At 43.2% G+C, this 12,610-nt stretch carries 10 protein-coding genes; all 10 read right to left on the bottom strand.

Annotation, left to right across the window (positions count from 1 at the left end):
- Positions 1-137: 137 nt before the first annotated feature.
- The 10 genes from M1K58_RS05195 to M1K58_RS05150 all read right to left on the bottom strand — a co-directional run bounded on the left by M1K58_RS05195 (position 138) and on the right by M1K58_RS05150 (position 12,589).
- Positions 138-1,265: an NADH:flavin oxidoreductase gene (locus M1K58_RS05195; protein WP_256757595.1), complete on the bottom strand. Its 1,128-nt coding sequence runs from the start codon at positions 1,263-1,265 to the stop codon at positions 138-140.
- A 100-nt stretch (positions 1,266-1,365) separates the two neighbouring features.
- Entirely contained in the window at positions 1,366-1,677 is a 312-nt protein-coding gene (locus M1K58_RS05190; protein WP_256757594.1) for an ArsR/SmtB family transcription factor, read from the bottom strand.
- A gap of 70 nt (positions 1,678-1,747) precedes the next feature.
- Positions 1,748-2,419: a VOC family protein gene (locus M1K58_RS05185; protein ID WP_256757593.1), complete on the bottom strand. Its 672-nt coding sequence runs from the start codon at positions 2,417-2,419 to the stop codon at positions 1,748-1,750.
- 30 nt (positions 2,420-2,449) lie between these two features.
- Complete coding sequence (locus M1K58_RS05180; protein ID WP_256757592.1) at positions 2,450-3,253, bottom strand: hypothetical protein; 804 nt, start codon at positions 3,251-3,253, stop codon at positions 2,450-2,452.
- Positions 3,229-4,032: a class I SAM-dependent methyltransferase gene (locus M1K58_RS05175; RefSeq protein ID WP_256757591.1), complete on the bottom strand. Its 804-nt coding sequence runs from the start codon at positions 4,030-4,032 to the stop codon at positions 3,229-3,231. Before M1K58_RS05175 ends, M1K58_RS05180 begins: the two co-directional genes overlap by 25 nt.
- 255 nt (positions 4,033-4,287) lie before the next feature.
- Positions 4,288-5,298 (bottom strand): phosphotransferase, encoded by a 1,011-nt coding sequence (locus M1K58_RS05170; RefSeq protein ID WP_256757590.1) that lies wholly within the window; start codon positions 5,296-5,298, stop codon positions 4,288-4,290.
- Positions 5,299-5,300: 2 nt separating this feature from the next.
- Positions 5,301-6,584 (bottom strand): stalk domain-containing protein, encoded by a 1,284-nt coding sequence (locus M1K58_RS05165; protein WP_256757589.1) that lies wholly within the window; start codon positions 6,582-6,584, stop codon positions 5,301-5,303.
- A 293-nt stretch (positions 6,585-6,877) separates the two neighbouring features.
- The gene (locus M1K58_RS05160) at positions 6,878-9,184 is read right to left on the bottom strand and encodes a glycoside hydrolase family 3 N-terminal domain-containing protein (RefSeq protein WP_256757588.1); all 2,307 of its coding nucleotides are present in this window, start codon (positions 9,182-9,184) and stop codon (positions 6,878-6,880) included.
- A 29-nt stretch (positions 9,185-9,213) separates the two neighbouring features.
- Positions 9,214-10,803 (bottom strand): response regulator transcription factor, encoded by a 1,590-nt coding sequence (locus M1K58_RS05155; protein ID WP_256757587.1) that lies wholly within the window; start codon positions 10,801-10,803, stop codon positions 9,214-9,216.
- The gene (locus M1K58_RS05150; RefSeq protein ID WP_256757585.1) at positions 10,796-12,589 is read right to left on the bottom strand and encodes a cache domain-containing sensor histidine kinase; all 1,794 of its coding nucleotides are present in this window, start codon (positions 12,587-12,589) and stop codon (positions 10,796-10,798) included. The genes M1K58_RS05155 and M1K58_RS05150 overlap by 8 nt, the downstream gene beginning before the upstream one ends.
- Positions 12,590-12,610 lie beyond the last annotated feature (21 nt).

Raw genomic sequence — 12,610 nt, 5'->3', positions numbered from 1 at the left:
GGTTTTATTCTTTTACTTTATCACTCCTAAACAATCAATTCAACTTACGACAAAAAGACACTCCAAGGAGTGTCTTAAATAATCCGAATGATTAGAATCTGATTCCCTCATCTAGTTGAGCGCGTCGGTTCTCACCTTTAATACAGGGTTTTCAATGCCTCCGCATTAAATGGAACGAGATCATCGAATCTTCCCTCACGAACCTTGGAAGCCCAAGCTGGATCTATCAGTAAGGCACGGCCAATGGCAACAAGATCAAATTCGTCATTGTCCATACGGACTAACAGTTCATTAATATCTGCCAATCCAGAACTCTTTCCTCTAAATGCACCTAGAAAATCCTCAGTGAGACCAACAGCACCTACCGTAATCGTTGGTTTCCCTGTTATTTTCTTAACCCATCCGGCAAAGTTCAAGTTTGAGCCTTCAAACTCGGGCTCCCAGAAGCGTCTAGTGGAGCAGTGGAAAATATCTACACCCGCTTCGAGTAGCGGAGTTAAGAATTGCTCCAACAGCTCCGGTGTTGCCGCAAGCTTCGCTTCATAATGGGATGTTTTCCATTGTGACATTCTAAAAATAATCGGAAAATCAGGGCCCACAGCAAGCCGACAAGCTTTAATAATCTCAGCGGCAAATCGAGTACGTGCGATCATGCTTCCACCATACTCATCCGTCCGTTGGTTTGTTCTCTCCCACAAAAACTGATCGATCAAGTAACCGTGCGCACCATGCAGCTCTATCCCATCAAATCCAATTCTCTTCGCATCGGCAGCCGCTAACGCGAAAGCTTGAATGATGGAGTTAATTTCCTCTTCTGTTAAAGGTTCGTTTATTTTTTCCCCTTGCAGATTAATACCCGACGGGCTTACGGATTGAGCTTCTGGATGGGGTAAAGAACCACTACGCCGTGTAATGCCAACGTGCCATAACTGAGGAACGATCTTCCCACCTGCTTCATGTACCTCAGCAACAACATTTGCCCAGCCCTCAAGTGCCTTCTCCCCATAGAAATGAGGAACATTAGGATCTCCCGTAGCCGCAGGATGATTGATTACTGTACCTTCAGTGATAATCAGACCAACACCATTCTCAGCACGACGTCTATAGTAGGCCGCCACATCCGGTCCAGGTATTCCATCAGGGGAAAAGCTTCGGGTCATTGGGGCCATTACGATACGAGTAGATAAATCTAAAATCCCTAAGGATAGTGATTTGAAAAGTGAATCGACAGATTTCAATTGCTGAGTGGTATTCGTTTTCTCCATGGTGTTCCCTCCAAATAGTTTCATTTTTATATTGTATATCTCGATTTATATAAATATAGATATACATTGAAGAAGAAAATAGCTTGATAACGCATCAAGACTATATTTCCTCAAAAAGCTTCTCCTTAAACTGCTGAATGCTCATCTCGTTGCGCCGGTAATAAGTCCATTGGCAATGGCGTCTAGATTCCAACAGCCCAGACTTTTGCATTTTGACTAAGTAACCGGAGATCACCGACTGAGCTAAGCCTGCCTTCTCAGAGATTGCTCCTACACAGATCCCACCATGAAAGTCACAATCGGTGGGCATATGGTTCTGAGGCCCGAAATGAACATCCGGCTCCTTCAGCCACTCCATGATCTTAAAACGTGTCTCATTAGACAGTGCTTTAATAACTGATAAAGTATCCATGGCTTTAGTATATCTATTTTTATAGAAATGTAAATACATTTAAATTTATTTCTCTATATACGTTTGAACACTAAGAGATCAAATAAGGATAATGTAGCACTTGCTTTGTTTCGGTGCTTTCACGTGATTCAAGGATAATGGACATTGGGAATATCGCAACCTTCTTATTTGACCCTAACCATATTCGTTCAAGCGAGGACAGGATTAATAATCCATCCTCCGCTCCAATCGGTGTGAACATGGAGTCCCCTGAAATATATACTTGCTCGTTATATTGTTTCAACAAGTATTCGGATAAACTCAGCACATCCTCTGCAGGCATACCTATTTCACTAATGTTGATCATGTCATCACGCGTAAATTCGTGACCTGTAGTTGACTTCTTATTGTGCCGAGCAATAAGTTCTACAATGTTCCCAGCAGGGTCATAGAAATAGATAGCATGAGAATTCCAGGTTTGTGAGAAAAAAACTTCCTCGCCGAAAGCTAAATTAATACGGACTCCTTTTTCCTTCAACCAAACGAGTGCTAGGTCTATTTTACTTTCCGAGATGTTTATCGCAAAATGGTAGTAGGGGTTAGCGGCCTCCTCACTTCGTTCAAACACTAATCTAGACGACCCTATACGAAATGAAACTGAACTCTCCGTATTCTCAATAAGGGGGAGCTCTAAGCCTCTATGATAAAAATCAATTAATGGCTCTAAGTCATTCGTAAGCAATTTAATTTCTTGAATTCTCATGCGTATTCTATCCCCCTCACATTAAATATATTAAATATCATCCCGATTAAAATCCTTTAAGGTTATTAATTTTTTCTTCCCTCTGTTGCCTTTTGTTATTGTGGTGTGGCCATCTTCGTCCGTTTTTCGAATGACGTAATCACCGGTGAGGAGATTGTAATCCTCTTCATCAGCATTCTCTCTCGTATGAGTACCGCTAAAATATTGTCCCTTTTTCGCTCCAATTAAGTACCAATCATTTTCTTGAAATCGAAATCTATAGACGTTATACCATCGCCAATTGCTTCCACCATATTCGGTAATGACAACAGATCCTTTGTCTATCGTGATACTCTCAAGGGGGTCACCCCAAATCCCACCCTCATCTGCTCTCAAGAGTGCTTTTTCCGAATTTATAGACAAAGTATAAGTATGATCCTTGCTGCCAAATGCAATGATTAACGCTCTGGGAGGTGCACCTTCTCCTTCAGTGCTTCCACTTTGTTCGATCACCAAAGCAATGTCAGCGATCCCGTCTTTGTTTAGGTCTCCTTCTGCTTGCATGGATTCCCCTTCAACATTCTCAAACAACTGCCATCCCGAAGGGATAAAAGAATTTTTATCCTTATTAACGTCATTAATTACTTCTTTTGTGTTCATCTCTTCTTCTACTTCAGTCGTTGGTGAATCGGAGGGTGTAGCGAACGAAGATGCCATAGCATCTTCACTTGGCGTATTTCCAACGCTAGCTAGACTTTTTTGACTTTCACTACATCCAGCAAGGCTCACACTTATAACAATAGTCAGAAATAGGAAAGTTATCTTTTTCATCAGACTGACCGTATTTTTCTGCAAATATATAAGCCATGAGTACTTATTCCTAGAATAGACTTCACTCTTAATGTTTCAAGATGATATTTATACCACGCCATAAATTGATCATCGGATAACTGATCTACATATTCCCCTATTAAATGACTTAATCCATCTGTCGCAACATGATCAATCTCTTCTGTATTAAATTTGCTAATGAAATCTACAATTTCATCTGGAGAAGTAAAATGAGATTCCGTCCAAAAACAATCCTCTGAATCCTCTTTAAAGGATCCATTATCAATAACCTTGTCAATCATATCTTCTCTAATGAAATTATTATTTCTTGTCACTAGCATAGGCATAATCGAGTATTTATTTATGTATGCAATGGCTAGAATACCCCCGTCTTTCAAGACTCTTAGGCACTCTTGGATACAGCTCTCCCTAGCCTCGGAAGTCGTAAGATGGTAAAGCGGACCAAAACACATTACGACGTCAAAGGATTGGGATGCAAACTGACTTAGGTTTGTAGCATCTGCTACATAGGCTTGAAGATTAGACATTCCTTGTTCCTGTGATTTATGAATAATGGTTTCAATATGTCTTGGGGTTAAATCAACCGCCACTACATCATGCCCTCGTTCAGCGTAGTAGAACGAATAAGCGCCTGGACCCGCACCTACATCAAGAATTTTACACTTTGCACCAATCAGCTTATCGAGAGTATGTGTACTCGTCAGGAATTCAATCTTTCGCGAATTACGCGAAAACCTAGAATCTTCATCATAACTATTATAATAATCGACAACTCCACTCATCTCATCAGCTCCTTTCAACCCAGAATAAGGATATTGTTTCAATCGTGTCAATAACTTCTTCTGTAATGAGTAATGGGACGCTCGTTTATAGTGTGTTTGTTTCGGGTGATATTATTGGCAATGGTATTAATCGGATAGGTCCCGAGAGCTTCAACGCTACTGCTTATTGTGATTAACAAGGAAAACCCTTCCGCGTATTAAAAAAAGATGTACTAACTCCAAGGAGATCAGCACATCATTAATGTTGTTAAATAATTATTTCGATAAGTGTTGAATACAGAGATCTTGTAATTTATCGCTAATATTCTCGAGCTCCAGAAGACCCTCGTATACGGATATCGCTTGTTCTCGAAGAACTTCTGCACCATCTACTCCGTCCAGGTATCGTCCAAGGAAATGGTGAAATACGTCGAGAATTCGAAGCTGAACAAGTAAAGGAATCGCTGCGATTTCCGCTTGCTCCAAGTTCAGTTGACTACCCACACCTTCGAGATATCTATCTATATTCTCTATAGCACTTCCATCGCTCAAGAATCCGGATACGACAACGGCAACTTCCATTACTCTTAAATCCCAGGTGCAGAATTCAAAATCAAGTACGGCCTCAAGCTGCCTCAGATCCTCTTCCCTTACTAGTGAATTCGAGAGGTTAATGTCTCCGTGAATAAGTTGATGAGGTAATGTTCGGAATTGAGGCAAGTAGGCGCGGAAGTTCTGAATCGCTGTCCCGATCACTCGCAGAGCACTAGCTTCTCCCTCAAGCTCAGACGGAGGTGACTTGCAAAATGCTGCAACTTTCTCTGAGGTGCATAGCGGATGCGCGGAATCCATCTCGTAATATGGAGGATATACAGGCTCACTGGATACCTTCAATTCCTCCAGTGCCTTACTCAGTTGTCCAGTCGCCACTCCGTAATCATAAGCTAGCAGACCGTTACTGCTCTCATCGGGTCTACGTCCTTCAATATAAGTAAATAGACAAGCCAGTCGTTCTGTGCCATCCTCCAGCGTAACAAGGGTATGTCCATCGATGCTACTTACGGGCATGGGAACTCGAAAGGGTAAACGAAGCTCATTGAGCGAAATGAGAATCTCATGCTCATAACGTATTTTTGCAATATCCTTATGTGTCTCATATACTCGAAGAACCCACCTAAGTCCTTCCGCTTCCACGAACCTCGTTGTGTTGTTCCACCCCGAAAGTCCCTCTTCGATAGTCCATACCCCATTAACAAAGTACTTCCGTAAAATAGTTCCGAATGGCAACGCTATTCTCCTACTTTCTCTACAACACGATCTATCGCATTTGCGAAATCATTTCCGTAAAAGGTTAACCGCCAGAAGGAAGCACCCTTTAACCCGTAACGTTTGGCTAGTCCAAGCTTATCGTCAACAGTTTCTGTCGTTTCATTCCATAAGCTGATGCCTAGAATAATCTTCTCCGCCGGGATTCCAGCTGTGACCATCATCTGGATAGCTTCTTCAACTTTGGTATTGGGCTCTGGGGTGTGATCTGGAGTCCCCTTTGGGTTATAATCATAAGCCATGATGACTAAGTCATCCGCATAGGTAGCTAATGTTTTGTAATCATAACCCTTATAATTACTATTCGGTGGAGGTACAGCTAAGGATAACTTCACACCTTTGGCTTCTAGCTTTGCATCAAGTACTTGAACGTAATCATTAAGAAGCTTCTGCTGTCCAAGAGGATCGAGCCATAATCCTAATCCCTCGAAATCTAGCAGAACGCCATCAAAGCGAGTGTCTTCTGCCAATCTCACGATATGATCAATGGACGTATTTCGAAGCGTCTCATCACTAAGCATCTTCGTTAATTCACCTTTACCATCGACCGAATAGACCATCAAATAAGGCTTAGCACCTTGTGCAGAAGAATCTTGTACCAATGCTTCTGGGGTGACTTCCCCTGCTGCTTCTGGCCAGTAATAATCCGCTCCTTCTAAGGTAAGCTCGCCTTTTTCGTTAATCCGTGTCCAGCCAAATGCGACAGAGTCCATGGAGGAAATTCTCGCACGCTGTCCGAACGATCCCAAAGCATAGAAGGCCCTTAAATGCATTGCTTTCTTCGGTGAAACGATCGTAATGATGTTTGTATCTTTGCTCCAACTCACCTTAGCACCAAACTGCGTGCCGAAGAAACTGAGCGGAATGAGAGTTTGATTGTTCACCACCATAGGAGCCGCGGTCAAATCTACGGTTTTACCGTCAACTGACGCTGTCTTCTGCCCTACCCTTAGCACTACATTACGTATTACTCCATCGACCAGACCTTGAGCATAAATTGTCTTCGTCTTAGCTTCCCAAGTCACAGCAATGCCAAGAGTATTAGCTAATGCGCGAAAAGGGACAAGCGTTACATTATTTTTCAACATAGGTTTAACTCCAAGAGTAAGCGGTACGTCATCCAGGATCATGCTCAGTTCAGGCTTTATCGCAGTTGCAGACACAGATGAACCTAGGGATGGACTACCTAATAGGGTTATTCCCATCACGGCGATCATAGCTTTTTTTCCCAATCCTAATCTATTCATCTCTTAATCTCCCATACCTATTCCTACAATGAAAGATTAATTATAACAGGAAGGGCAATATACTTAATCAGGCTGTAGGACTAAAAGTGTACATTCAAAATTGCTCTCATCCTCCATAAGGGATTGCGGAGGAACTTATTTTTGGGATACAAAATAGAAAAGAACCCCATACGACACATAGATCATGCGCCATTTTAAGGGGTTCTTTTGGTAATTGACCTAAGCGTTACCTATCTTGATCTATTAAGCAATCACAAGCCTTCGCAAAGCCTGATCGAATAACTAAGTCTACTCTACGTAACCTGAATATCTATACCAGCAAGCGAAGTAGAATTCGTCCCCACCAGCACGGTCACCTCGCAAGGCTCAAGCGTAAACTTCATATCACGATTCCAGATCGAGAGCTGCTCCTGACCCAATCGGAAAGTGATCGACTGACTAGCCCCAGCTTCCAACCACACCTTCTCAAAACCCTTGAGCTCAAGAATGCGCCGTGAGATACCAGACCTCTTGGATTGAAGGTATAATTGCACCGTTTCGGCACCTGCTCGATTTCCGGTATTGGTCACTTCGATGCTAACCTCATAACAGTCACCTTTAATAACTTCACTAACCTTCATTGCTTGTTTGCTAATATGCATTGGTCCATACGAAAAAGTCGTATAGCTTAGTCCGTAGCCGAAAGGATATAACGCAGCAGATGGCATATCTACATAAGGTCTTGGACGTCCCGGGTTTTTCTGGTTGTAATAAACCGGCAACTGAGCTGAGGAACGTGGCAGGCTGACGGACAGTTTCCCATTCGGATTAATAGCGCCGAATAGAACTTCTCCGATTGCCTTCCCCCCTTCCTGACCTGGGTACCATCCGCACAGCAGCGCATTACAATGGTCAACGATTTCGGTTAATGCATGAGGTCGTCCTTGGATAAGTACAACAATAACGGGTGTGCCTGTTGCTTGAACTTCGCGTACCAATCGCTCTTGCAAGCCTCCAAGCCGAAGATCGGCAAGGTCGACACCTTCACCGCAATCCATCTCCGAGAGAGCTCCTTCAGCGACGATCGCTTCGCCATTACTATCGAATTGTCCGTCGAATTGACGCGCACTACTACCGCCTAAGACCAGAATGGCGACATCGGATTTTTGAGCGTTCTCAACCGCTTCGTCCAAGCCTTTCTCGGACAAATCACGGATACCGCAGCCTGGGCTATACACAATTTCCACACCAGCCGGTGAAGCAAGCTTAATTCCCTGCAGCACAGTTGTCCCTTTATCTTTGCGCTGAACGCTTGTATAATCCCCCAGCTGATTGTATAGACGATCAGCATTAGGGCCGATGACAGCAATCCGCTGAATGGCTCCATTTAACGGAAGTAGATTGTTCTCATTCTTCAAGAGCACGATGGATTCACGTGCGACCTGAAGATTAATTTCCTGAAACGCAGCATTGCTTACGACGTTTGCAGCCAACTTCTCATCCGTATAGGGCTGATCGAACAAGCCCAACTTGAATTTTAATCTCAAGACACGTTCAACCGCGCGATCAATGAAAGATTGTTCTACTAGACCTAATTCAACTGCTTTTTGTAGCGTTGTAAAAGCCGTATCCCATAAGCTGATATCGACCCCTGAGGAAAGTGCTAATGCAGCCGCAGATTCATAATCACCTGTCATCGCGATCAGCCGGTCAAGCGCGCAGCCGTCCGCCATGACGATGCCGTCGAAGCCCCACTCCTCACGTAAAATACCTGTAAGGAGCTTCTCATTCACATGACAAGGGATGCCGTCTATTTCATTGTAAGCAGCCATACAGCCTAAGGCACCTGCTTCGATTCCAGCCTTCGCGGCAGGTAAATGAATTTCACGGAGTTCCCTTTCCCCTATCGAAGCGGGACCTGCATTACGTCCTCCCATTGCTGTTCCTTGGGCACTCAGATGCTTAAGCACTGCAGCTACCTTATTGGAGGACTTCAGCTGTTCAGGCTCATGCCCCTGCATACCTCTCACAACTGCCTCTGTCAATCGTGAAGCAAGGTAAGGATCTTCTCCATAACACTCTTCCGTTCGTCCCCAACGAGGATCATGTAAAATATCTAAAGTCGAGACAAGGCCAAGGTGGGCTCCACGCGATCGTATTTCAGCCGCAACTTGGGCATAAGCTCGCTCAATCAATTGTGGATTCCAGGTGGATCCTACGCCTAAGTTAACAGGGAGTAAAGTGCCGTCAAGAGCTTGATGCCCATGGGGTCCTTCCTCCGATAAAAGTACAGGTATACCAAGTCGGGTATTCTCGATCATATAGCGTTGGATTTCATTTGCGACTTTCGCACTGTCCTCTGTTGGGATCCCATTGTCATAAGTCACCTGTGACCAGGGATCGGCACGGAACAAACCATAAAGCGCACCCATCCCTTCGCCAATAGCCACTTGATCCTTGAAATGCTGCGTCAATTCAAAGTTTCCTTCGCTCCACTGATAAGCATCCCAACCGTACATTTTCTGATTAAGCTGTCCAACCTTCTCTTTCAGAGTCATCCTATCAATTAGATCGGTCACGCGTTCATCTATAGTCAACGAGCTATCTTTGTAGTTATCCATGTTAGAGTACACTTCTCCCTATGTATGACTTATCGATTAGCATTCAACACCCGGTATTCCTTAGGCGTCATTCCCGTATAAGACTTAAACACCGTTACAAAGTACTTGTATTCCTTATAGCCAACTTGATCAGAGATCTCGAATACTTTATCGGACGTCGTCGCTAACAACCGCTTGGCATCTTCAAGTCGTAGCTCGTTAATGTACTCGGAGAAGGTTTTTCCCGTTCCCTGCTTAAATATGAGGCTGAAGTAGCTTGGTGTTATTTTAAGCCATGCAGCAACTTCGAAAGCTTTAAGATCGTTACGATAATGCTCAGCCATATACTTCTTTACTTTCTCAATAATCCAATAGGATTTATCGATTCCGTTCTTATCCACGAGCTGTAACCATTGCTCAAGCTCATCCACGACAATAGCTTGTAAGCTCTCATAAGAGTTGTTCTCGTTCAAGTCGATAAGCTCTTTCCGAACATGCTCTAGTACATTCAAACCACTTTGACGCAATCGTTGACGAAGGAGAACTGAGATTTCCTCATATTCCTTCAATACTTCTGGCAATAAGAACCTGTGCTCTCGGAAGAAGAGAAACATATCCAACACAATCGTTTTCATTTCTGCTAGATCTTGCTTGAAAATGGCATGCACGAGAAGCTGAACAACCTTCGTATTTTCAAAGTCGGGTAACGTTCGATTACTGCCTATGCTTTCAAGTAACTCTGGTTGCAGGATCGTTTTTCCCTCGAGTACATGATATTGGATTAGCTGCTTTACATCTTTACAATGAATGTTAGTTGCAGCCAAACTATCGTAAACCCCAGATACGCCACAATACAAAGAGTGTTCCTCCACACTAGACTTCATAATATCGTCCAATGCATTAAGCCAGTCAAAGGGTCCGAACTCAGCACTCGTTATTACTAATGTATAGAGGAGATTGGGATGATCAAATACAGAAATACTCCGAATAGAACAAGATTCAAGGGATTGGTGTACGATGTTCATCCACTGCTGCTGAATAAGCGTATATTGCTCCGAAGTGAGGGCTGTACGCCATTCAGAGAAATACTCCAATTGTGTGACAACCATTCGATACCGTGACCCTTCGAGATGCACAGGCTGCACTTCCTTCGTATAGGAAGGGGCATTCCGAATTTGATTGGACAACCATTGCTCATCCTCTTGGACCAAATCCGTAACGTTCTCAGACCTTATACTAACAACGACCTTCCGAACAACCTCTATCAATTCCTCAATCTCAACAGGCTTAAGTAAATAATCAATAACGTCCATACGGATCGCTTGTCTTGCGTAAGAGAAATCTTCATAACCACTGATCATAATAACTCGAACGTTAGGATACCGAATGTTTAATTGCTCCGTCAGCTGTAACCCATCCATGCCATCCATGCGAATATCTGTCAGCACTAGGTTAACATCTTCCTGCTCTATGATTCGCAAAGCTTCTTCTCCATCGTAGGCAACGCCAATCACTTGAACACCTTGCTCTTCCCAATCAATCGTGTAACGAAGGCCCTCGCAGATTACAGGTTCATCATCAACGATTAAGAGCTTGATCATTCCGTCAAGCATCGGAAACTCAGTGAACTGATTACTCACTTTCCTCACCTCTATCGGCATTGGAAGAAGGGATTCTCAATCGAATCCAGCCTCCCTCGCCTGAAGTATCTATCATCTCCAAGCCATAATCTTCTCCGAAATAGATCGATATTCGCTCATGAATATTGCTTAATGCTCCTCCACGAGTTTCGCTCGTTTCAGCACTTTTACGTAAAGCGAGTATGGACTCAATTTTATCGGGACTTAGCCCACTTCCATTGTCTATCACATCAATCCAAATCATGTCAGACTGCTCATAACATCTCACAGCTATGCTATTTATTTTCCTTTTCCGATCAAAGCCATGCTTCAGAAAATTTTCTACAAGAGGTTGAATCGTTGCTTTGAGAATGACAGATCTAGAAATCGTAGCTTCCGTGTACAACGTATAGCGTAGCTTATCCTGACCCAGTCGTCTTTGTTGCAAATATAAGTAGGATTGAACAAATTCCAGCTCTTGTAAGATCGTAGTCTGATACTTCCCACTACTTAATCCCGAGCGAAAGAACTTTGAGAACATCTCGATAAGCTGACTGGTTTGCTTAGCTTTCTCTAACCGAGCCGTCCAACGAATCATATCTAACGTATTGTAAAGAAAATGAGGATCCATTTGATTCTGCAGCAGCTTAAGCTCAGATTCGCGTTCACGAAGCTCTAGCTTGAACTTATGCTCGATTAATTCTTGAATCGTCATGACCATTTCATTGAACTTGCGGTTAAGTTCAGCGATTTCATCATTTGACCCAATGGGCAGGCGAACGCTAAAGTCACCAAGCTTAACACGGTTTGTTCCTACTTTCAACCGGAGGATTGGACGAATGATGGTGTATTGAAACCCAATCAAAGCCAGAAAGCATAGCAACATGATCGCAGCCAGAATAAAGTTCATTACAAGCTTCACGCGGCGAAATTGCTCATTCACGACCTTCTCCGGTATCATTGCTATGATTTTCCAATTCGTATTCTCCATAGGTTGGTAGAAGGTTAAGACCTTCTCTCCGTTAACGACATGCCGCTTATACTCTTGACCACTTACCTCCAGAGAATGAAGCAACTTCTCATCCGGCTTGTAGTCCAATAATTGCGCTGAATTCGATTGCAAAATTCTTTCTCCATTATCATCGATAACATAGAGATAACCCGATTCCTTGGCAATTCCACTCTCTAGGAGGTTTCTTACATTGGCTTCTCCAAGTCGAATCGTAAGATTGCCAATGGGACGAGTAATATTGTTATAGGAATTAAGTATTCGGAAGAGAGAGATTAATTCGATATTACCACTCCAGCTGCTGTAAGTGGGGTAGCTGGAGCTCCAGACAATCCCTCCCCTATGAAGCTTAGCTTCTTCTACCCATTCCTCTTCGTTACCATGGATCGGCTCCCCCATTTCAATGGAATTGCCGTTTACACCTGCTATTGATATCGATTTGATGTAATTTTTGCTCATGAGCTGGAACGTAAGAAAATCTTCGATATTCCTTTTGTGGATTTCCATTTGGTCCATATTTAATGACGGTGACAAACGTAGGAATGCTTGCATATCCGGGTTAAGGATCATATAGTCTGCGATATCTTCTACCATCTTCGTCTGATCTTCCAACTGACTGGTCACGGTATCCAAATTACGCTTAGTATTCGAAGTGAATTGATTCAGAAGGATGTCGCTAAATTGAACTTGAACAAGTACGCCTACTCCGAAAGTAGGTAAAATGACAAATAACATAAATATCGCAATTGCTTTTTTCTGTAATCCGAAGGCTTTCTTTTTCCAATTAAATACCCGCATGGCCCATCTCCTTCATTGTCG

It is taken from the genome of Cohnella sp. WQ 127256 (assembly GCF_024519285.1).
Taxonomy (GTDB): Bacteria; Bacillota; Bacilli; order Paenibacillales; family Paenibacillaceae; genus Cohnella.
This window is presented reverse-complemented; position numbering and strand designations above follow the sequence as displayed.